This window comes from Pantoea sp. AN62, assembly GCF_050432985.1.
GTDB classification, from domain to species: Bacteria; Pseudomonadota; Gammaproteobacteria; order Enterobacterales; family Enterobacteriaceae; genus Pantoea; species Pantoea brenneri.
The window spans coordinates 35701-56728 of record NZ_JBNPYB010000020.1 but is presented as its reverse complement, the minus strand read 5'-3'; the positions used below and the strand labels follow the sequence as shown (position 1 = coordinate 56728).

Sequence of the window (21028 nt, the reverse complement as noted above, 5' to 3'; positions counted from 1 at the left end):
TCTTAGGATTAGGAGTGTTGAAGTTGTTCGGGATAGAAACGCTGCGCGACTTCAGGATGGGAACGTAAGCGCCCTTTGAGGTAGTTCCAGCCGACCTCACGTAACAGCGGATTAAGCGGATCGCTGCTCGGTCCCTGCGCCTGTTGCGCCAGTGAAGGCGGCAGCTGATAGACCGGCACCACCGCATCAAGCTGTGCACCGAGGAAGAAGGCGATCGATAACCGCTCGCTGGACTGCTGAGGCGACACCACCCGATGTACGGTGGCACGCAGATAGCCGTTGGTGGCCAGCTCCAGCAGTTCACCGATATTCACCACAAAAGCGCCTGGCAACGGCGATGCGTCAATCCAGTGGTCAGGCGTGACCTCAACCTGCAATCCCGGCTGGTCGTCCTGCAACAGCAGCGTCAGGAAACCGGAATCTTTATGCGCACCCACGCCCTGGCGTGACTCGCCATCGGTGCGGCCGGGATAGCGGATCAGCTTGATATGCTCGTTGGGGTAGTCGCCATACAGATTGTCGAAGGCGTGACGCGGCAGATCCAGCGCCTCGGCAAAGGCCCGCAGCAGCTCCAGCGCAACCGCGGTCATCTCCTGCTGCCAGCGGGTCACCACCGTTTGCAGCTCGGGCTGCGCGGCGGGCCACTGATTGGGTCCCTGCATCCGCTGCCAGGCGGGTGAATCGGCGGTCACCGGCAGAGCTTCGCGTTCTGCACCAATATCAAACTGTTCGCGGAAGTCAGGCTGGCTCCGGGTAATTTCCACACCGGCAAGGTTATAGCCGCGGAAATGGGGCGAGTTGGCCATTTGTACCGATAATTTTTCCTGCTCGGGCAGCGCAAAAAAATCCCGGGCAACGCGCTGTACCGCATTTAATAATTCAGCATCAATACCGTGATTAATTAAATAAAAGAAGCCGACATCACGTGCTGCCTGGCCTAATTTTTCCAGACACTGTTGTTGCTGCTGTTTATTACCGGACAATAACGCGAAATCAATTATCGGTAATTCTGACGGCGCTATCTTACTCATTATTGACACCCTGTTGGCATGGAATGAATTAACCTTGCCAGTTCACCGGGTGTTTAACTACCAACTAATCCTGCTATCGATATTCAGTCGGCGGGAATATCCCGATTATTCTTAAGCCGCTCAATTTTCAACGATTATTCTGCCGGCCAGTGAACAAACTCCGGCGGCTGCCAGGCGGTAATAGCAGGCAGTCGCTGGCTATAAAGCGCGATATCGACAAAGCAGGTCTGGGCACTGCATCCCTGCCCCAGCCGTGAACTGCCACAATCGCGGGTCAGCACGTTGGGATTGCCGTGTTTATCCAGCGGCAGCTCGCCGTCCTGCTCCAGCGGGTCATACCAGGCGCCGGTCGACATCTGCACGACACCAGGCCGGATATCCCGCGTCAGATGGACGCCCGCCAGCACCGCTCCGCGCGCATTAAACACCTTCACGATGCTGTTTTCGCCAATGCCGCGCGGGCTGGCGTCATCCGGATGCATCCACAGCGGCTCGCGTCCGGCAATCTTAGTCTGCTGGCTAATGCGGCCATGATCGTACTGACTGTGCAGTCGGGTACGCGGCTGGCTGGAGAGCAGATGCAACGGCCACTGCTGCTTCTCCTGCTGCTGCGCCTGATATTCATCCGGGTCCCACCAGGCGAAACCCGGCGCTTCGGCGTAACCGTAATCGGCGACCGTCTGCGAAAACAGCTCAATCCGGCCTGACGGGGTGGTTAGCGGTGCCGCTTCAGGATCGTCACGAAACGCCTGCAACAGCACCTGCGGCGTGTCAGGTAACGGATATTCCAGCTTGCCGCTCGCCCAGAACGTCTCGAAGTCGGGCAGCGTGATGCCCTGCTCTGCGGCGCGGGGTCGGGCCTGATCGTAGATTGCCGCTAACCATTGCCGTTCATCGCGTCCTTCGGTGAAGCGGTCAGCAAAGCCAAGCCGCTGCGCCAGGGCGGCAAAAATCGCATAGTCAGACTGCGATGCCGCCAGCGGTGCCAGATGCTGCGGCATGGCGATGATAAAACCGTCATTGCTGGCGCTGCCGATATCTTCGCGCTCCAGCGCGGTGGTGGCGGGCAACACAATATCGGCGAACTTTGCCTGCGCGGTCCAGAACTGCTCATGCACGATAATGGTCTCTGGCTGTTGCCAGGCGCGCACCAGCTTATTCAGGTCCTGATGGTGATGGAAAACGTTGCCGCCCGCCCAGTAGACCAGGCGGATATCGGGATAGGTCCGCTGCTGGCCATCAAACGCGTAACCGCCGCCGGGGTTCAGCAGCATGTCAGCAATACGCGCCACCGGAATGTTCTGCTGCACCGGATTGTGACCGGCAGGTAGTCGCGGACCGGAAAACTGACGCCGTGCTGCCCCCGCCAGATTGGTCGAAGCATAGCCAAAACCCAGCCCGCCCCCCGGCGTGCCAATCTGACCCAGCAGCGCGGCAGTGGCCACCGCCGCCCAGAAAGCCTGTTCGCCCTGCCGCGCACGCTGCACCGACCAGGCAATATTGATCATTGTTTTGCATTCCGCCATCTGCCGTGCCAGCTGGCGGATCTGCGCCGCCGGCAGGCCGGTCAGCGGCGCGGCCCATTCCGGCGATTTGACCACTCCATCCCGCGCGCCGCTCAGATAAGCGGCATAGTGATCGAATCCCACCGTGCAGCGGGCAACAAAGCGGGCGTCGTAACGGGATTCGGCAATCAATACCTGACCTATCGCCAGCAACAGGGCGGTATCGGAACCCGGCTGAATCGCCAGCCATTCCGCATCCGCTACCGCCGACAGATCGTTTCTGACCGGGCTGATATTGATAAAGCGGGTGCCGTTGCGGCGCAACGTGGTCAGCCAGTGCGCCAGCGCGTGATCGTTGGCTCCGCCGCCATTCACCTGAGCATTACGCAGTGGCAGCCCGCCGATGGCCACAAACAGCTCACAGTGCTGCGCCAGCACCGGCCAGTGAGTGTGCTGACGTTGCAGAGTGTCCAGATCGCCGAGGATATGCGGCGAGGTGCGTTCACCGGCGGCAATACTGTAAGTGTTGGAACTGGCGGTATAGCCACCAAAGCCGTTAAAAAAGCGATGCAGCTGACTCTGCGCATGATGAAAACGTCCGGCGCTCGACCAGCCATATGACCCGGCGTAAATCGCCTGATTGCCGTGCTGCTGTCGTACCCGTGCCAGCTCGTCCGCCACCAGCCGCAGCGCGTGATCCCAGCTCACCTCAACAAACGGCTCTTTGCCGCGCGACTGGCGCGACGCGGGCTTGCCCTGCAGATAACCCAGCCGCACCGCCGGATATTTTACCCGGCTGTTGCCTTGTACCGCCTCCGGCAGTGACTGGCCGATCAAAGAAGGATTACGATCCCACGCCACCGGTCTGACCGCCGTCAGCCGTCCCTGTTCGGTGGTGACGTGATAGGTGCCCCAGTGCATCACAGCTAAATCATTGTTTTTCATCGGCTACTCGCGGCGAATACGACGCGACAGGCGCGTCCCCAGGGTTTGTAACAGCTGAACGATAACGATCAGCACCAGCGCGGTGGTGATGGTGGCAAAGGCATCAAAGCGCTGATAGCCGTAGGTGATGGCCAGATCCCCGATCCCGCCGCCGCCGACCGTTCCGGCCATAGCGGTAGCACCCAGCAATCCGATGGTGGCGGTGGTCAGGGCAAGCACCAGCGACGAGGCGGCTTCCGGCAGCATGAAGTACCAGATGGTCTGCAACGTGGTGGCCCCCATGGCGTTGGCGGATTCAAGAATGCCCTCATCCACCTCCAGCAGCGCGCTCTCCACCAGCCGCGAAATATAGGGCGCAATAAAAATCACCAGCGGCACGATCGCCCCGGCCGTGCCGATGGTGGTATTCACCAGCAGGCGCGTCAGCGGCAGAATAGTAATCAGCAGGATAATGAACGGCAGCGAACGGATAATGTTCACCAGCGGATTCAGTATCTGATGCACCAGCCGGTGCGGCATGATGCCACCGGGACGGCAAATCACCAGAATCACGCCGAGCGGCAGGCCGAGCAGCGCGCCAAACCCCAGCGATACGCTGACCATCACCAGAGTGTCCTGCAAGGCGATCAGAAACTGGTCGCCGGTCACCGCCGTTTCAAACAGATCAGACATGGCTGATTTTCACTCCTGTTTCCGTCAGAAAATCCTTCGCCGCCGCGATCTGCGCCGGTTCCCCGCTGAGCTGCACGATCATGAAGCCGAGGATGGTGCTCTGCACTTCGGACATATTGGCGAACAGGATGTTGACCTCCACCGCGTAGTGCCGGATCAGGCGATGAATAATCGGCTGCTGGGCGGTGCTGCCGACAAACTCCAGCCGCAGCGACTGCAGGTTCGGCTGCTGGCTCAGCAGCGCCAGCGTCTGCTGTGGCAGACGATCGTGGATCACTGACTGCACGAAACTGGCGCTGACCGGCTGTTGCGGATCGGCAAACACCGCCAGCACGTCGCCCTGTTCAGCAATCTGGCCCTGCGCCATCACCGCCACCCTGTTGCAAATCTTCTGCACCACCGACATTTCATGGGTAATCAGAACGATAGTGATGCCGTAACGCTGGTTGATCTCCTGTAACAGCAACAGGATCTGAACCGTGGTCTGCGGGTCCAGCGCTGAGGTGGCTTCGTCACACAGCAGGATCGCCGGGTTGGTTGCCAGCGCGCGAGCAATCCCGACGCGCTGCTTCTGGCCGCCGGAGAGTTCATCCGGGTAGCTGTGGGCTTTGTCACTCAGGTTGACGAACGCCAGCAGCTCGTCGACCCGTGCGCGAATAAAAGCCTTATCCCGTCCCTGTAAAATCAGCGGGATAGCCACATTGTGAAACACCGTTCTGGCATTCAGTAAATTGAAATGCTGGAAGATCATGCCGATCTGCTTTTTAACCTGGATTAAGCGCGATTTACTGATGCCCTGCAGCGCTTCACCCTGCACCTCAACCGTGCCCACGGTCGGCGTTTCCAGATGATTAATCATTCGCAGCAGGGTACTTTTTCCCGCACCGCTGGTGCCAATGACGCCAAAAATATCCCCCTGATTAATGGTCAGGTTGATGTTATCCAGTGCCCGAACCTCAACGCCATTGCGCGAGAACGTTTTGCTCAGCTGGCGGAAGACAATAGCCGGTTGACTCATTTGAAATAGTCTGGCAGCAGATAGCCGCTATATTTTGGCTGGCTGACAATATACTGCCTGAATTCCGGGGAGTGATAACCGGCAATAATATCGCGGGCAAACGCCGCCTGTTTATTTTTACCGGCTACCGTCACCACGTTAATAAACTGGCTGGTCGGCGCTTCCAGCTTCAGCGCTGAACTCAGTTTCATGCCGCTTGATACGGCGAAATTTCCCTGAATCACGCCAAAATCGACGTCTGGCAGTGCGCGTACCTGCTGCGCGTTGTCCATCTCTTTCAGCACGATTTTATACGGATTGTCGCTGATATTTTTCTGTGAAAAGGTCGCTGCGTCACTGTCAGGGCTGATCTTCAGCCAGCCGATGCTCTGCAACAGCAGCGCCGCGCGATATTCATTAGAGGGCTGATTAGGCACCGAGACGGTGGTGCCCGGCGTCGGGGTTGGCAGCTGTTTAACCCGTTCAGAATAGAGCCCCATCGGCGGAGTCGGCACCTGAACAATGCCGACGTTATCTATGCCGAGCCGGTCATTCACCGATTTGAGATAGACCGGATGCTGCATGATATTGGCGTCAATCGACCCTCGGTGTACCGCGTCATTAACCTGAATACCATCGCTGAAATCTTTATATTCGATTTTATATCCCTGCTTAATTAACCAGGGCGCGACACCCTGTTCAAACTGCTCTTTATACGGTCCGGGATTAAAGCCAATCCGAATCACTTTCTCTTCGGCTGCCTGGGCGGCAGAAATTAACGTTACGGCGGCGGCCAGTAAATAAAGCGTTCCCTTAACACTGATGCGCATAAAAAAACCTTCTTCATTATTGTGAGAAAAATCGATTTAATCACAGCCGCGATAACCAGGAATAGTTAAAATCCGCCCGTCGCTTTGGCTTTTTTATGCTAACGATAGTTGCCTGCTGGAAATTCATTTAACGGCAATCGATAGCGTTATTTCTGCTAAATATTGATCACCCGGCTGTGTCATGCTCTGCCGCTTAGCAGGCGATTTTCGGGGACATTATGGCGGAGTTTGCAGCATCAGAACTGGTAGCAGGGCTGGAGGAAAACCTTTTCAGCCGGTTAGAAAAGCAGGCAGCGCAGGTGGATGATCCGCGCCTGCCGTTAATCGATCTCTCGTCAGGCAGCCCGCGTCAGCCGACGCCGCCCGCGATAATTGACTCACTGCAGACGGCAGTGACGCAGCCTGATAATCATGAATATCCCTCTTTCTGGGGCAAACCGGCGCTGCGCCAGGCTATTGCCGCCTTTTATCAGCGCCAGTATGGCGTGACGCTCGATGCTGAAAGCGAAGTCGCGGTATTTCAGGGGGCGCACATTGCGGTCACCGGCCTGCCGCGCGCCCTGCTGAATCCGGGCCAGGTGCTGATTTCAACCGATCCCTGCTATCCACTTTATCGCTCTGCGGCGCGCCAGGCGAATGCCGACTTTTATGGCATTCCGCTGGAGGAACGCAACGCTTTTCTGCCCGATTTCAGCCGCATTCCGCCTCAGATAGCGGCCCGTGCCGGACTGCTGCTGCTTAATTATCCACATAACCCGACCGGTGCGCTGGCGACGCCCGACCTGTTTGCTGATGCGCTGGCGTTCGCCCGCCAGCATCACGTTCCGCTGGTGCACGACTTCGCCTATGCCACCGTCGGCAGTCAGCGCAGCGAGCAGCCGATCAGCCTGCTGGCCCAACCCGACGCCAAAGCCTGGGGAGTGGAAGTTTATACCCTGTCGAAAAGCTTTCTGATGGCGGGCTGGCGGGTCGGCTTTGCGGTCGGGAATGCCTCGATTATTGCGGCGTTTAAAAAGCTGCACACCCACAGTTACAGCACGGTATTTGGCGCAGTGCAGGATGCGGCCATCACCGCACTGGGACTGCCGTCTGAACAGATCGCGCAGCTGACCGAATGCTGGCATCAGCGGCGGGTGCAGGTGCTGGCTAAACTGGCCGCCCTGCACTGGCCGGTACGCGCCGCGCAGGGCACCTTTTTCCTCTGGCTGGCGGCCCCGCCAGGCTTGACCGGCAAGCAGTTTGCCGCCCTGCTACTGGAGCAGGCGCATCTGCTGGTTGCGCCTGGCGAAGGATTTGGCCCGGCAGGTCAGCACTATATTCGCATCAGCCTGACGGCAGAGACGGATTTAATTATGCGTGCCCTCGATCGCATCGCAGCGCTGAAATTATTTGGCTGACGCGAGCCGCAATAATAATAATCAGCGCCAGCCATTCTGATAATAAATTCTCCAATCAGGTAACAAAATATTGATAAGCGTAAGAACCGATGAACAAGCGCAGCGTGCTGCATTTGTCAAGAATTGCGGTTATTTCCCCCGAAAACTTGCAATAACTTACAATAATGGTCTAAGGTTTGGCGGCTGCGGTTACTTGCCGCTTCACTTAAATATTATTCGGCTTCTTATAGCTTTCATTTCCACGGTTTCTTCTGAACATTATTTTGCGGCTGCGAAAGCTATAAGACTCCTTCATTGAAGCACTTGAGGAGAATATGGACACCAGAAACTCATCGTCTGAACATCCAAAGAAGCACTTCTGGAACAGGAAGCAAAAAGAGCTGACTGTTGATGACATTACCGTGATCGATAACGACATGCTGAAGCGTGCCGTTGGCGCTGCCGCGCTGGGTAATGCGATGGAGTGGTTTGATTTTGGCGTGTACAGCTATCTCGCCGTGATTATCGGCAAAGTTTTCTTTCCGGATGCCAATAACGCGGTTCAGCTGATCGCGACCTTTGGTACCTTTGCTGCCGCCTTCCTGGTGCGCCCGATTGGGGGTCTGGTGTTCGGTCCGCTTGGCGACCGAATCGGCCGACAAAAAGTGCTGGCGATGACCATGATTATGATGTCGATCGGCACCTTCTGTATCGGGCTGATCCCGGCGTATTCGTCGATAGGGATCATGGCTCCGATCCTGTTGCTGGTGGCGCGTCTGATTCAGGGCTTCTCCACCGGCGGTGAATATGGCGGTGCGGCAACCTTTATCGCCGAATACTCCACCGATAAACGCCGTGGCTTTATGGGCAGCTTCCTTGAGTTTGGCACCATCGGCGGTTACCTGCTAGGCGCCAGCCTGGTGACGGTGATGACGACCCTGATGTCGAATGACGCGATGATGTCATGGGGCTGGCGCGTACCGTTCTTTATCGCCGCGCCACTCGGCCTGTTCGGGCTGTATGTCCGTCTGAAACTGGAAGAGACGCCGGCATTCCAGCAGCACATGGAAAAACAGGAGGCGCTGGAGCAGAGCAAGCCGCGTCTGACGCTGATGCAGATGCTGAGCAAATACCGCGCACCGATGCTGAAATGTATTGGCCTGGTGCTGCTGTTTAACGTCTCCAACTACATGCTGACCTCCTACATGCCGAGCTATCTGACCGGCGTGCTGGGCCTGCCTGAACTGAGCGGCCTGCTGCTGGTGATGGTGGCGATGTTTGTGATGATGCCGCTGACGCTGCTGTGGGGTCGCTGGACGGACCGCATCGGACGTCGTCCGGTGATTGGTTTTGGCGCGGTCGGTCTGATTCTGCTGGCGATCCCCAGCTTTATGCTGATCGGTTCCGGCAATATGTGGGCGGTATTCGGCGGACTGCTGATTCTGGGCGTGCTGCACACCTGCTTTAGCGGCACTATGCCCTCTACCCTGCCAGCGCTGTTTACCACTGACATTCGCTATAGCGCACTGGCGATCGGTTTCAACCTGTCAGTCTCGCTGTTCGGTGGCACCACGCCGCTGATCACCGCCTGGCTGGTGGATACCACCAAAAACAACATGATGCCCGCTTATTACATGATGGGTGCCGGCGTGATTGGTCTGATTACTATCCTCACGGTGCATGAAACCGCCCGCCAGCCGCTGACCGGTTCGTCACCCGCAGTGGCAACCAAAGCGGAAGCGCAGCGCCTGATTGATAAGCTGCGTAAACGCTCTAAGCCCACAGCGGCACCGGCTAAATAACTTGGCTCACACCCTGCTTTTGCAGGGTGTTTTTTTATCTGCCGTCCGTTACTTTCCCGCCGGATTCAGCTGCCTGAACCGCGCCACTTTAGCCCGGTTTCCGCACAGCGCCATGCTACACCAGCGACGACGATGCGCTTTGGTACGATCGTAAAACCACAGGATACAGGCCGGATGTTCGCAGGCGCGTATCCGGCTCATCTCTTCCCCGGTCAGCAACATCGCGGCCTGTTCCGCGACCTGCCCCAGCCGCTGCGCCGCAGTGTGATCCGCATAGACCCGCCGCAGTTGTAGCGCACCGTTATCGTCATTAACCAGCTGCAGATGGCTGTCCGCCTCGCTGAGATAAGCATTGAGCGCCTGCGGATCAACGGCAGCGCCCGCTTTACGCTGCTGCACCGCATCACGAATAATCTGCCGTAACTGCCGCGCCGCCTGCAACAGCGCGCCCACTTCATAGCGGCCGTGGGGCGTATCCGGTGCCAGCCTGGCCTGCTGTAGCCACGCCTCAACATCGCCATCGGTTTGCCAGAAATCGTGCGGCTGGCCGTCAACTAACGCCAGCGTATTGATGAAATCCAGCGCCGGATGATCGGCCAGAAACCACGGGCCCTGCGGGTTGATTGATTGTTTGTTCGCCATCTTTTTGTCCTGTGCCGACACCCTTATCTGCGCTTAATGTAACCGATAAAATCACCTTTGAACAGTTACCATGGCTTTTTGTAACCTCTTAAATATGTCTTTACTGGTTACATAACTGGCGCATAATGATCTTCAGGTAACCACTAAAATCCATTTTAACAGTTACAGGAGCAGACTATGTCGATTCAACCGCACCCGATCTCATACCGTTATCAGCAGGCCGACGGCGTTAATATTTTTTATCGTGAAGCGGGTGATCCCGCGTTGCCTGTCCTGTTGTTGCTGCACGGCTTCCCCACTTCCTCCCATCAGTTCCGCGATTTGATTCCACTGCTGGCCGATAAATTCCACATTATCGCCCCTGATTTGCCCGGCTTCGGCTTTACCGACGTTCCTGCGGAACGCAATTATCAATGGACCTTTGATGCCTTCGGCCAGACGCTGACTGCCCTGGTGGATGCTCTGGGGCTGGAACGGTATGCGATGTATGTGTTCGATTACGGTGCGCCTGCCGGGCTGCGACTGGCGCTGGCCTATCCGGAACGCGTCAGTGGGCTGATTTCACAAAACGGCAATGCTTATCTTGAGGGATTGGGTGACGCCTGGGCACCGGTGCGGGCTTACTGGGACAATCCGAGTGAAGCAAATGGCAAGGTGATCCGCGACGCCATCCTGACGCCGGAAGGCATTAAGTGGCAATATTTGCATGGCGTCAGCGATCCTCAGCTGATCGCACCGGAGAGCTATACCCTCGACACACTGTTGATGGATCGCCCCGGCAATAAAGCGATTCAGCTGGCGCTGTTTCTGGATTACGCCAGTAACCTGAAACTCTATCCCGCCTTTCAGGCCTTCTTCCGTCAGCAGCAGCCGCCCACGCTGGTGATATGGGGCAAGCACGATCCGTTTTTCATTCCGCCTGGCGCGGCGGCCTGGCAACGGGATAATCCGCAGGCAGTGGTTGAGATGCTGGAGAGCGGCCATTTTGCGCTGGAAACCCATACGGCTTACATCGCTCAGCGCATCCGCGAGATGTTCAGCGCCGTGTGACCGCCGCTGTTCCCGCAGGGCTGATACGCCTGCGGGAACAGCTTCACGCCGGATTATTCATTACTGAAACGACCCACGGTACTGGCCGCGCCCAGCGCGTGTCCCTTGAGCTGGCTCAACAATTCCGTCTGGGTTAATCCCGCTTTTAACTGCCCCGCCGGCAGATCGGTAGCGATCAACACAAAATTGTAGTGGTGCAGACCGCTGCCAGCCGGTGGACACGGCCCATAATAGTGAGCGGTGCCGGGGGTGTTTTTGCCGCCGGTATAGCCTTTGCCCTGCGTCAGCTCGCCCTGCGCAAAGGCGCTGCGCGTCGGTGCGATGTTATACGCCACCATATGCGTCACCCCCAGCCCTTTGGCACCGACCGGATCGGTGATCAGCAGCGCCAGACTGCGGGTGCCGGCGGGTAAGGCAGACCAGTAAAGTTGCGGTGAGATATTTTCGCCGGTGCAGGCCGGATTACTTTTATTAGCACCGGCAAATTTTTTATCCAGTAGCGCATTATCGCTGAAGTCGCTGGATTGCAGGGTAAACACGGATGCTGCCAGGGTGGTTGCAGGCAGTGTCGCCAGCATCATTGCACAGAGTAATTTCTTCACCAGCCACTCCTTTACAGGGTCATTATCAGGTTAAATTGCGGCAGATTAACGGTCTGCTGCCGAATGCTGCCTGTTAAATATAACTGTTTTGCACGATTTAACGGTTTTTAACCCGCTATCTACCCGAATAACTGCTCGCCTCAGCGCTACGTTGTCCTTTGACGCGTTAATCGTTATAAGTTAACGCTTATGATCCCTCATCAGTGACCGTGCGCAGCAGGGTCACCAGAAAGCAGACCTTATGCAGATCGAAGACCTCCGGATTTATGTCGCCGTCATTCATGCCGGTAATTTTACCGCCGCGGCTGACCAGTTGATGTTATCGAAGCAGTATGTAAGCCGTCGGATGGCCGCGCTGGAAGCGTCGCTTGGCGCACGACTGCTGGTTCGCAACACCCGCAAACTGTCGGTGACCGATGCCGGTTCGCTGTTTGCTCAGCACGCCCAGCGCATTCTCGATGACATTCAGGAAGCGGAGCTGGCGGTATCGGAACAGCGTCAGATCCTGCGCGGCAGTTTTCGTATCAACCTGCCGATGTCATTCGGTATGAATCATCTTTCGCCGCTGATCGCCGAGTTTCTCAGTCAGCATCCGGCGCTGCAGTTCCAGATTGAACTGGCCGATCGCTATGTCGATGTGATTGGCGAAGGGGTGGATATGGCGATCCGCATCGGCGCGCTGGCCGACTCCACGCTGATTGCCCGTCCGTTAGGCGAACTGAAACGGGTCATTTGTGGCAGCCCGGCCTATTTAGCCCGGGCCGGAACGCCACAACAGCCGGACGAATTGCTGCAACATGCCTGTCTGCGCTATGGCCGTGAAGGTCAGAATGGCTGGGAGTTGCAGGTCAGCGGCAAACGAAAACTGCTGGCGGTACAGGGACCGATGGTGAGCAATAACGGTGAAGTATTACGTGACGCGGCGCTGGCGGGCCTGGGGCTGGTGCTGCTGCCGGAATTTATTGTCGGTCCGGCGCTGCAGCGTGGTGAACTGGTGACGGTGCTGGACTCTTTTCATCCGCCATCGCTAGCGCTGAATGCGGTTTACCCGCAGCACCGTCAGCGCAGCGAAGTAAACCGTCAGTTTCTGGCCTTTTTACAGGCGCGATTACTTACTTAACCGCGCCTGTCGCGTTAACCGTTACTCAGAGCGGCAAACACCCGCGCCACCGCCACCGCACCCGGATCGGGCACGCCGTTGAGGTTATCGCTGTTGAGATAGGAGGACCGTCCCGCTTTGGCCTGACCCATGCTGGCAGTGGCTTCACTGCCCTGCTGCGCCGCTTCCGCCACCTCCGCCAGTGATTTGCCGGCAACCATCGCCTCGATAGCCGGTTGCAGCGCATCGATCAGGGTACGATCGCCCAGCTGCGCGCCGCCATACTGCTTCATTTTTTCCAGTCCCTGTTGCAGGGCGGAGGGCAGCGCCTCGCCCGCGGCCAGTTGCTGCGCGGCGGCAGTAAAGAAGATCGCCATCAGCACGCCGCTGGAACCGCCCATCACCGTCGCCAGACGTTCACCGGTGACCGCCAGCAGATCGGGTAACGCGTTGAGCGGTAGCTGGTTGTCGGCACATTCGCGCTGGATCTGACGGGCACCGGCGGCGAAAGTCGATCCGGTATCACCATCGCCCACCTGCGCATCCAGCTGGTTCAGCTCACTTTCACAGGCGATCAGGGTTTCGCACAGAATATTCACTATGCGGGCGACCGCCGGGTTTTCCGACGGCGTGGCCGGATGTTCCGTCACCTGCTTTTTGGCTGTCACCGGCTGCAACGCGCTCAGCCTGACGGCGTTAACCCAGCCGGTGACTTCGACCGGCGCGCAAATCGCCTGTTCAAACAGCGGGGTCAGGATCATGCTGGTCACCGAGAAACCTTTCATATCCAGTGCCGTCATCAGCGGTGCAGGCCCGATCAGATAGTTGACCTGCTGGCTCAGCGGCGAGGCGATCAGATCGCGGGTCACCAGACTCATCTCCAGCGCCGACATGCCGCCCAGATTGTTCACCAGCAGCGCCCGTGGCTGCTGCGCATCGCCCTTCTGCATCACTTTTTCCAGCAGATGCTGGACGATTTGCTCGCTGTTCTGGGTTTTCAGCACGTCCACGCCCGGTTCACCGTGGATACCCAGCCCCATTTCGACGCTGCCTTCCGGCACCCGCTGTGCCGTCTGCTCATCAGGCAGATGACAGCTCGACAGCGCGACGCCCATGGTTGAGATCGCCTGGCTGGCCGATTCAGCCGCCCCGGTCACCGCCGCCAGATCGTCACCGCGTTCGGCGACAAAACCCGCTACTTTGTGCACCAGCAGCGTACCGGCCACGCCGCGCGGCTGCGGATTCTCCGGCAGCGCGACATCATCGCCCACAATGACCATATTGACCTTAAAGCCGGCCTTGCGCGCTTTCTCCGCCGCCAGACCAAAGTTGAGCCGATCACCGGTGTAATTTTTGACGATTAACAGACAGCCCGCCTCTCCGGTGAGATTAATGATGGCGTTATAAACCGCATCGACGCTGGGCGAGGCAAATACATCGCCGCAGACCGCTGCCGTCAGCATACCTTTACCGATAAACCCGACGTGCGCTGGCTCATGGCCCGATCCGCCGCCGGAAATCAGCGCGACCTGCTGCTTTTTCCAGTCCTTACGCATCACTATACGGATGCGTGGCGCTACCGCCAGCCGCACCAGATTTTCCCACGGACTGGCATAGATCATGCCATCCAGCGCGCTGTCGACAAGGTCATCCTTTTTGTTCATTACGAACCGGGTCATGGTTTTTCCTCTTCTGAATGGGTCAGTTTGCTCATCAGGAAGTGTTGCACAGCAATCGGCGCTGTGGGGAATTTCGACCTCTGACAGACAGAAATCAGACAGTTCGGCTGTCAACCGCCCGGCCTGCATCGAGTGAGGTTACAGATTACACAGACTGGCGCACTGGACGATTCCGGCACTGGCATGAAGCTGGCCGGCGGAACTGCAGGGTACGGTGACTGCAACATGACTGCCGCATGATGCAGGCAGTGAAAGGGTATATTATTGCTCCGCGCGGTTTAGCCGGACCTGCTGTTTCGCCAGGGCACCAGCAGGGTGATCAACCGCTGCCCGCAACGCCTGAGCTGCTTTTATCCCTGCCGGTTTCAGGCTGAAATCGCCCATTAATCACGCCTACGTCCACCCACAAAACATCAGCTACAGCATGCAGTTACTTTAGATTTTTAACAGCGTTCGACTTGATCTGGATCACAAAAATCCGCATCATGCGCAGCGAAAACCTTAATGACGCCGCGGAGATATCAATGACACTGTACCAGGGTATGCTAATTTTTTATGCCGTTGTTGCATTGGTCGCTACGCTGATCACCTTCTTTATTGCTAAAGATAAGCTGAGCATTAAGCTGCTGAGTGCATTGTTAGTCGGCGCTACCTGGCCGATGAGTTTCCCGGTCGCACTGATGTTTGCCCTGTTTTAATTGACAATTTCGCCTTTCCCACCACACTCAGGTAATACGCCTCTGGCCGGCTAAACGTGGCCACCGACGTTTGTTTGCTCATGATAATCCCAACAAGGAGCGGATATGCGTTTTCTCAGCCTGATCATTGTGGTTACTGCCTTAACTGCCTGCAGCTCACCGTGGGGCAGCGAAAAACCGGTTCCTGCCGGTGAAACCCGCCAGCAAACCTGCCCGCCCGGTACCAATCCCAGTCAAAACGACTGCGGCCACTTCCCGGAACCTGAATTTCACTGAAGCGCTACGCCGCCACCTGCTGCGTCACAATAGCCTGCAGGTGGCTTAAAGCGTGACGGCGCAAATATGAATTGATAACAAGGCTTTACACTTCACAGCGTGGTCAGTAGAGTAACGCCCAGACATCAAATCTGATGCGTAAGCGTTAACGTCAACCAACGCCCCCGCAGCACTGCTGCCTGTGATGATCATTCTGATGACCCCTGTTCAACATCCTGCAAAATCTCATTCGCGGTTTTCTGGCACCGCTTTTTTTCTGTTTGTACTGCTGCTTACCGCAGCCAACCTGCGCGCACCGATCACCGCCGTTGGCCCGGTACTGCAGGATATCCGCCTGACGTTCGGCCTCAGTGCCGGTCAGGCGGGCCTGTTTAACTTCATTCCGCTGATGCTGTTTGCCCTGCTGGCACCGCTGGCAGCCTGGCTGGGCAATCGGATCGGGCTGGAGCGCAGCCTGTGGGGCGCGTTGTGCCTGATTACCCTGGGCTCGCTGCTGCGCTGGCTACCTGCCGAAGCGGCGTTATGGGGCGGAACCCTGCTGCTGAGTGCCGGCATCGCAGCGGCCAATGTGCTGCTTCCGCCGCTGATAAAGCGCGACTTCACCGCCCAGACCGCCAAATATATCGGTCTCTATGCCGCCACGATGTCGATTACCGCCAGCCTGGCCTCAGGCGTTGCGGTGCCGCTCAGCCAGCTGTCACCGGCGGGCTGGCGTCTGTCGCTGGTGGTCTGGGCGCTGCCGGGGCTGATAGCGCTGATTGCCTGGCTGCCACTGTTACGCCGTCACGTCACCACGCTGCCGACCTCGTCAGAGACGGTCGCGCATCGTCATCCCTGGCGGTCGCCCGGCGGCTGGCAGATTGCGCTGTTCATGGCGCTGCAATCGCTGGCATTCTATACCCTGATTGACTGGTTCACGCTGTATGCCCAGGCCAGTGGCTTTAGTCAGGCGACCGCTGGCTGGTTGCTGTTCTGGTATCAGGCGATAGCGATCGTCGCCAACCTCGGCTGTATGGTGGCGCTGAAGCGGGTGAAAGATGCCCGGCTGACCGCCTTTATCGCCTCTGGCGCCATTTTCCTCGGCATGCTTGGCCTGCTGATGTTGCCGCAGGCGGCGTTCGCATGGCTGACGCTGGCCGGTCTGGGCGCAGGTGCCTCGCTGGTACTTTGCCTGTCGTTGTTTAATCTGCGGGCCAGCAACCATCGTCAGGCCTCTCAGTTATCGGGGATGGCTCAGTGTGTCGGTTATGCGCTGGCGGCGCTCGGCCCGCTGTTTTTTGGCGTGCTGCATGATTACAGCGGTAACTGGACCTTACCGTTCACGGTGCTGACCGGACTGAGCCTGCTGCAGATGCTGCTGGCACCGCTGGCCGCGCAGTCAAAGCCCATCAGCTGACTCTGCGGTTCTGCATGGCTCACAATGGCATTAAATTAGCCTTGATTCACTGGCCGCTGACACGCATCATCCGGCCAGTTTTCATTGACGGGAGAAGCGTGCGTGTCCGAACTGAGTAATGAGCTGCTGCAGGAGGTGCTGGACCAGGTACGTCCTCTGGTGCATCAGGGAAAAGTAGCCGATTACATTCCGGCGCTGGCGGAAGTCGCCGCCGATCATTTAGGCATTGCCGTCTGTCTGCGCGACGGCACGTTGTATCAGGCGGGCGATGCCGAAACGCGCTTTTCGATCCAGTCGATCTCCAAAGCCCTGTCGCTGACGGTGGCGCTGACCCGCTATGACGACAGTGAAATCTGGCAGCGGGTCGGCAAAGAACCTTCGGGTCAGCCGTTTAACTCGCTGGTGCAGCTGGAGCTGGAACAGGGCAAGCCGCGTAATCCGTTTATCAACGCCGGTGCGCTGGTGATTTGCGACCTGCTGGAAACGCGCCTGACCGCCCCGCGTCAGCGGATGCTGGAGATTGTGCGTCAGCTCAGTCAGCAGCCCGATATCAATTATGACCGCCACGTCGCCCGTTCTGAGTTTGAGCATTCCGCCCGCAACGCCGCCATCGCCTGGCTGATGAAATCGTTTGGCAACTTTGATAACGACGTCACCAGCGTGATGCAGACCTATTTCCACTACTGCTCGCTGTCGATGAACTGTATTGAGCTGGCGCGCAGTTTCGTCTATCTGGCGAACCAGGGGCTGACGCTGGATGGCAGCCGGATGATTACGCCGCGTCAGGCGCGGCAGATTAACGCGCTGATGATCACCAGCGGCATGTATGACGGTGCGGGTGAGTTTGCCTGGCGCGTCGGGATGCCCGCCAAGTCGGGGGTTGGCGGTGGGATTATTGCGGTGATCCCCGGCGAAATGAGCATTGCGGTCTGGTCGCCGGGGCTGGACAGCGCGGGTAATTCACTGGCCGGAACCGCCGCGCTGGAGTGTCTGACCGATAAACTGGGCCGCTCAATTTTCTGAGTCAGCTCACCACATTGATCGGCTGGCCGTGGCGAAAGGCAGTGAGATTAGCGGTAATGCCCTCGATCAGATTATGCACCCCACTCTGACTGGCCCAGGCGATATGCGGCGTGAGCAGCAGATTCGCCAGGCCGGGTTGCAGCAGCGGATTGTCGACGGCCGGGGGTTCGCTGCTCAGGACGTCGAGCGCTGCCCCGCCGATCTGGCCCTGCTGCAACGCCATAGCGAGATCCGCTTCATGAATCAGCCCGCCGCGTGCGGTATTGATCAACAGCGCCTGCGGCTTCATTTTACTCAGCGCCTCGCGGTCAATCATCTGTCGGGTCTGCTCACTCAGGGGACAATGCAGCGAGATGATATCGCTGCTGGCCAGCATCTGCTCAAAACTGACGTAGCCGTCACGCAGCGTCGTGCTGCCTTTGCGCTCGGCATACTGCACCTTCATGCCTAACGCCTGCGCCAGTTTTGCTACCGCCTGACCAATATCGCCTTTGCCGACAATACCCAGCGTCGCACCGCCAATATCCTGAATCGGCTGACGATGAAGGCAAAAATGTTGCGCTTCTGGCCACGCCGCCCGGGTCGTGCTGGCGTAATCGGGTAGCTGACGCCGCAGGGCAAAAATCGCGGCAATGACCCCTTCCGACACGCTCTGGGTTGAATAACCCGGTACGTTGCTCACCACAATGCCACGCGCCCGACAGGCATCCAGATCGATACAGTCGTAGCCGGTTGCGGCAACACAGATAAAGCGCAGCGCCGGTAGTTGCTCAAGCGTGGCCGCCCGCAGGGGCACTTTATTGGTGATCGCTACGGTGGCGTCTTTCAGCGCGCTTACGATGGCGTCTTCCGCCGTCTGTTCCCGCACCTGCCAGTCTGTGCAGCCCGGCAGCGCAGGCAACGGAACCGGTAACGTAGCCCCATCCAGCATTACAATTTTCATTTTTCATCCTTTTTGACAGCAATAAACGCAGCCGACCCACTTCTGGCGCGCAACAATGTTAGCCTTATGTATTTCCAGAGTAACAAACAGGTTAAATGACAGCAGAATTAAAGTGAATATGTTCAAACTGTGCGAATTTTTTCAGAATTTATGCCACTTTCTTTAACCCTTTTATCCCCTTCGCGTTACACTGCCGCCCTGAATTCTGACCTATTATTCTGATGTAAATCATGCGAACACCTGCCGACAGACAACGACTCACCGCCAGTATTGCGATCCTGGCCGTGCTGCTGTTGTTTGTTGCGCCGATGGTGTCAAAAAATCTGGCGGAACATCACGCCAGCCTGCAGCGCCTCTCCGCCATCAGCGGCGATAGGGTGATGATGGACCATCACGGTGAGATGGCGATGATGGATCATCACAGCGACATGCCGATGGCCGGCCATGAGATGATGGCGCCCGGTTTCGCCTGCGGCTACTGCGATTTACTGATTCATGTGCCGCTGATGTTATGGGTGTTTATCCCGTTCATCTGGTGGATGTGCCTGATCTCCCGGGCACCACCTCCGCCCGCCACGGCTCCACCGCGGCGGCGACGCTCTCTGCGCACCCACCGTCCGCGTGCGCCCCCGCTACTGGCGTAAACCTCACTGTTTTTTGACCTGTACTTCTTACGCGTTACGGCGTCAGAAGCTTTGTCCTGTCTTTTGAAAAGTGTGGAATGCTATGTCCTCTTCTCAGGAAATGACCCCTGCACCGCGCGGCGCGGTGTTAAATCTGTTTCGCCGCCTGCATTTTTATATTGGCCTGTTTATTGCGCCGTTTATTTTTGTCGCCGCGCTGACCGGTACCCTCTACGTTCTGACGCCGCAGATTGAGCAGGCGATCTACCATGATGCCTTAACCACTGACGCGCACGGCGTGGCGAAACCGCTGTCGGCGCAGATCGCCGCAGCCCGCCAGCGTGCCGGGGAAAACGCACGTATCTATGCCGTTCGACCGGCACCGGGTCCGCAGGATACCACCCGGGTGCAGTTCTCCGGGCGCGACCTCGGCCCGTCAGAATCGCGTTCACTGTTTATCGATCCCTATACCCTGCAGGTGAAGGGTGACATGACGGTTTACGGCACCAGCGGCGTATTGCCGCTGCGGATGTGGCTCGACCAATTGCACCGCGGCTTGCTGTTAGGCGATTTCGGTCGCAACTACAGCGAACTGGCCGCCTCCTGGCTGTGGGTGGCGGCACTCGGCGGCGTGGTGTTATGGCTCGGCACCCGGCCACGCCGTTCTGCCAGAAAACCGCGCCGTGGTTTTACCGCTCTGCGTCACTGGCACGTTATGCTGGGGCTGGTGCTGGCGGTCGGGCTGGTGTTCTTTTCGGTTACCGGACTGACCTGGTCACAGTGGGCGGGCAATAATATTGAGAAAATGCGCAGCGATCTCGGCTGGATGACGCCGCAGGTCAATACTGCGCTGAACGGTGACGCACCGGCGGCACCGGCCGATCCGCATGCTGACCATCGTGGCAACGGTGAAGGCATGACCATGGGCGATATGGCGATGCCGGCCCGAAAAGCCGCGCCCGCGCTGCCAAATCAGCCGGACGGCAACTGGGATCGCGCCCTCGACGCCGCGCGTCAGGCCGGTCTGCATGCTGACAAGCTGGAGTTACGTCAGCCGAAAACCCCCAATCAGGCGTGGACCATCTCTGAGATTGATCGCAGGTGGCCGAGCCAGGTCGATGCTGTCTCGATTAATCCCAACGATTTTAGCCTGGTCGATCGGGTGGAGTTCGCCCATTTCCCACTGGTGGCAAAACTGACCCGCTGGGGCGTAGATGCGCATATGGGCGTGCTGTTTGGCCTGCCTAACCAGCTGATTCTGGCGCTGTTTGGTTTCGGTCTGTGCGCAATGATCGTGCTGGGCTACCGCATGTGGTGGATACGCCGTCCCGCGGTGCCGCAACTCAGCCCGTCGCAAACGCTGTTGTCAGCCTGGCTGGCGCTGCCGCGTTACGGTCAGGGAGTCAGTCTGATCGTGGTGCTGGCGCTGGGCTATGCCTTGCCGCTGATGGGGATTAGCCTGCTGGTGCTGGTGCTGCTTGATATTCAGCGCTGGTGCAGTGCGCAACGCAGCGCGCAACGGCGTGTCGATACCGCGCCGGATAAACAGTCTCCGCTGGCGATTATTCAGGCGCGCTTCGCCGTCAAACGCAAAGAGATGCGCTATTTCCTGCGCAGCGTGACGGTGCTGGCGCTGATTGTGATCACCGTGATGGCAAATGCGATGATCGGCGGAGTGATCGATCAGTATCAGATTCCGTTCAGCAGCTGGTCGCTGACCATGTACATCACCCAGGCGATGATGATCCTGCTCTACTCGACGGTATTTACCGGCCTGTTATCCATTCCGCTGTGGTATTTCTTCCTTGGCGAAAGCGACGAACAAGGCAAGTAAGCGCC

At 57.9% G+C, this 21028-nt stretch carries 19 protein-coding genes; 10 read left to right on the top strand and 9 right to left on the bottom strand.

What is annotated here, in order from left to right; all coding sequences use genetic code 11:
* Positions 1-8: 8 nt before the first annotated feature.
* From FHW04_RS20750 to FHW04_RS20730, 5 genes are all read right to left on the bottom strand, one after another.
* A complete protein-coding gene (locus tag FHW04_RS20750) occupies positions 9-1031 on the bottom strand; it encodes an isopenicillin N synthase family dioxygenase (RefSeq protein ID WP_069729150.1) in 1023 nt (340 codons plus the stop codon).
* A 134-nt stretch (positions 1032-1165) separates the two neighbouring features.
* Complete coding sequence (locus tag FHW04_RS20745) at positions 1166-3481, bottom strand: molybdopterin-dependent oxidoreductase (RefSeq protein WP_179420103.1); 2316 nt, start codon at positions 3479-3481, stop codon at positions 1166-1168.
* A 3-nt stretch (positions 3482-3484) separates the two neighbouring features.
* Positions 3485-4153: a methionine ABC transporter permease gene (locus tag FHW04_RS20740; RefSeq protein ID WP_031377548.1), complete on the bottom strand. Its 669-nt coding sequence runs from the start codon at positions 4151-4153 to the stop codon at positions 3485-3487.
* Entirely contained in the window at positions 4146-5171 is a 1026-nt protein-coding gene (locus tag FHW04_RS20735) for a methionine ABC transporter ATP-binding protein (RefSeq protein ID WP_031377549.1), read from the bottom strand. The genes FHW04_RS20740 and FHW04_RS20735 overlap by 8 nt, the downstream gene beginning before the upstream one ends.
* The gene (locus FHW04_RS20730; RefSeq protein ID WP_046289300.1) at positions 5168-5980 is read right to left on the bottom strand and encodes a MetQ/NlpA family ABC transporter substrate-binding protein; all 813 of its coding nucleotides are present in this window, start codon (positions 5978-5980) and stop codon (positions 5168-5170) included. Before FHW04_RS20730 ends, FHW04_RS20735 begins: the two co-directional genes overlap by 4 nt.
* A 218-nt stretch (positions 5981-6198) precedes the next feature.
* Here FHW04_RS20730 and FHW04_RS20725 point away from each other — a divergent pair, with 218 nt between their 5' ends.
* A complete protein-coding gene (locus FHW04_RS20725) occupies positions 6199-7377 on the top strand; it encodes an aminotransferase class I/II-fold pyridoxal phosphate-dependent enzyme (RefSeq protein ID WP_089562289.1) in 1179 nt (392 codons plus the stop codon).
* Between the two features lie 314 nt (positions 7378-7691).
* Positions 7692-9158: a glycine betaine/L-proline transporter ProP gene (gene proP, locus FHW04_RS20720; RefSeq protein ID WP_089562288.1), complete on the top strand. Its 1467-nt coding sequence runs from the start codon at positions 7692-7694 to the stop codon at positions 9156-9158.
* Between the two features lie 48 nt (positions 9159-9206).
* Here the strand turns inward: proP and FHW04_RS20715 are convergent, their stop codons facing one another.
* Entirely contained in the window at positions 9207-9800 is a 594-nt protein-coding gene (locus FHW04_RS20715; protein WP_089562287.1) for a CGNR zinc finger domain-containing protein, read from the bottom strand.
* 177 nt (positions 9801-9977) lie between these two features.
* Between FHW04_RS20715 and FHW04_RS20710 the strand changes: the two genes are divergently transcribed.
* Positions 9978-10850, top strand: a complete 873-nt coding sequence (locus tag FHW04_RS20710; protein ID WP_046289297.1) for an alpha/beta fold hydrolase — start codon at positions 9978-9980, stop codon at positions 10848-10850.
* A 53-nt stretch (positions 10851-10903) separates the two neighbouring features.
* On the opposite strand, the gene FHW04_RS20705 is transcribed toward FHW04_RS20710, so the two are convergent.
* Entirely contained in the window at positions 10904-11452 is a 549-nt protein-coding gene (locus FHW04_RS20705; RefSeq protein ID WP_089562286.1) for a YbhB/YbcL family Raf kinase inhibitor-like protein, read from the bottom strand.
* A gap of 241 nt (positions 11453-11693) precedes the next feature.
* On the opposite strand from FHW04_RS20705, the gene FHW04_RS20700 reads away from it, so the two are divergent.
* Entirely contained in the window at positions 11694-12572 is an 879-nt protein-coding gene (locus FHW04_RS20700; RefSeq protein ID WP_069729146.1) for a LysR family transcriptional regulator, read from the top strand.
* A 14-nt stretch (positions 12573-12586) separates the two neighbouring features.
* Here the strand turns inward: FHW04_RS20700 and FHW04_RS20695 are convergent, their stop codons facing one another.
* A complete protein-coding gene (locus tag FHW04_RS20695) occupies positions 12587-14230 on the bottom strand; it encodes a dihydroxyacetone kinase subunit DhaK (protein ID WP_031377554.1) in 1644 nt (547 codons plus the stop codon).
* Positions 14231-14754: 524 nt separating this feature from the next.
* Here FHW04_RS20695 and FHW04_RS20690 point away from each other — a divergent pair.
* The 4 genes from FHW04_RS20690 to glsB all read left to right on the top strand — a co-directional run bounded on the left by FHW04_RS20690 (position 14755) and on the right by glsB (position 17623).
* Complete coding sequence (locus FHW04_RS20690) at positions 14755-14928, top strand: GhoT/OrtT family toxin (protein WP_089562311.1); 174 nt, start codon at positions 14755-14757, stop codon at positions 14926-14928.
* A 105-nt stretch (positions 14929-15033) separates the two neighbouring features.
* Entirely contained in the window at positions 15034-15204 is a 171-nt protein-coding gene (locus FHW04_RS20685; RefSeq protein ID WP_162836823.1) for a hypothetical protein, read from the top strand.
* Between the two features lie 196 nt (positions 15205-15400).
* A complete protein-coding gene (locus tag FHW04_RS20680; RefSeq protein ID WP_089562310.1) occupies positions 15401-16600 on the top strand; it encodes a CynX/NimT family MFS transporter in 1200 nt (399 codons plus the stop codon).
* Positions 16601-16702: 102 nt separating this feature from the next.
* Entirely contained in the window at positions 16703-17623 is a 921-nt protein-coding gene (gene glsB / locus FHW04_RS20675) for a glutaminase B (protein ID WP_031377555.1), read from the top strand.
* 1 nt (position 17624) lies between these two features.
* On the opposite strand, the gene FHW04_RS20670 is transcribed toward glsB, so the two are convergent.
* Entirely contained in the window at positions 17625-18566 is a 942-nt protein-coding gene (locus tag FHW04_RS20670) for a D-2-hydroxyacid dehydrogenase (RefSeq protein ID WP_031377556.1), read from the bottom strand.
* 230 nt (positions 18567-18796) lie between these two features.
* Here FHW04_RS20670 and FHW04_RS20665 point away from each other — a divergent pair, with 230 nt between their 5' ends.
* A complete protein-coding gene (locus FHW04_RS20665) occupies positions 18797-19210 on the top strand; it encodes a DUF2946 domain-containing protein (RefSeq protein WP_046289294.1) in 414 nt (137 codons plus the stop codon).
* 82 nt (positions 19211-19292) lie between these two features.
* Positions 19293-21023, top strand: coding sequence for a DUF2534 family protein (locus tag FHW04_RS20660; protein ID WP_089562285.1), 1731 nt, complete (start codon positions 19293-19295; stop codon positions 21021-21023).
* The last annotated feature ends 5 nt before the right edge of the window (positions 21024-21028 follow it).

What these genes read in the sequence shown, in the direction of transcription:
- FHW04_RS20745 (WP_179420103.1), bottom strand. Translation starts at nt 3,481, where the DNA reads ATGAAAAACAATGATTTAGCTGTGATGCACTGGGGCACCTATCACGTC.
- proP (WP_089562288.1), top strand. Translation starts at nt 7,692, where the DNA reads ATGGACACCAGAAACTCATCGTCTGAACATCCAAAGAAGCACTTCTGG.
- FHW04_RS20690 (WP_089562311.1), top strand. Translation starts at nt 14,755, where the DNA reads ATGACACTGTACCAGGGTATGCTAATTTTTTATGCCGTTGTTGCATTG.
- FHW04_RS20725 (WP_089562289.1), top strand. Translation starts at nt 6,199, where the DNA reads ATGGCGGAGTTTGCAGCATCAGAACTGGTAGCAGGGCTGGAGGAAAAC.
- FHW04_RS20660 (WP_089562285.1), top strand. Translation starts at nt 19,293, where the DNA reads ATGTCCTCTTCTCAGGAAATGACCCCTGCACCGCGCGGCGCGGTGTTA.
- FHW04_RS20680 (WP_089562310.1), top strand. Translation starts at nt 15,401, where the DNA reads ATGACCCCTGTTCAACATCCTGCAAAATCTCATTCGCGGTTTTCTGGC.
- FHW04_RS20670 (WP_031377556.1), bottom strand. Translation starts at nt 18,566, where the DNA reads ATGAAAATTGTAATGCTGGATGGGGCTACGTTACCGGTTCCGTTGCCT.
- FHW04_RS20685 (WP_162836823.1), top strand. Translation starts at nt 15,034, where the DNA reads ATGCGTTTTCTCAGCCTGATCATTGTGGTTACTGCCTTAACTGCCTGC.
- FHW04_RS20700 (WP_069729146.1), top strand. Translation starts at nt 11,694, where the DNA reads ATGCAGATCGAAGACCTCCGGATTTATGTCGCCGTCATTCATGCCGGT.
- FHW04_RS20715 (WP_089562287.1), bottom strand. Translation starts at nt 9,800, where the DNA reads ATGGCGAACAAACAATCAATCAACCCGCAGGGCCCGTGGTTTCTGGCC.
- FHW04_RS20665 (WP_046289294.1), top strand. Translation starts at nt 18,797, where the DNA reads ATGCGAACACCTGCCGACAGACAACGACTCACCGCCAGTATTGCGATC.
- FHW04_RS20735 (WP_031377549.1), bottom strand. Translation starts at nt 5,171, where the DNA reads ATGAGTCAACCGGCTATTGTCTTCCGCCAGCTGAGCAAAACGTTCTCG.
- FHW04_RS20695 (WP_031377554.1), bottom strand. Translation starts at nt 14,230, where the DNA reads ATGACCCGGTTCGTAATGAACAAAAAGGATGACCTTGTCGACAGCGCG.
- FHW04_RS20730 (WP_046289300.1), bottom strand. Translation starts at nt 5,980, where the DNA reads ATGCGCATCAGTGTTAAGGGAACGCTTTATTTACTGGCCGCCGCCGTA.
- FHW04_RS20740 (WP_031377548.1), bottom strand. Translation starts at nt 4,153, where the DNA reads ATGTCTGATCTGTTTGAAACGGCGGTGACCGGCGACCAGTTTCTGATC.
- FHW04_RS20710 (WP_046289297.1), top strand. Translation starts at nt 9,978, where the DNA reads ATGTCGATTCAACCGCACCCGATCTCATACCGTTATCAGCAGGCCGAC.
- FHW04_RS20750 (WP_069729150.1), bottom strand. Translation starts at nt 1,031, where the DNA reads ATGAGTAAGATAGCGCCGTCAGAATTACCGATAATTGATTTCGCGTTA.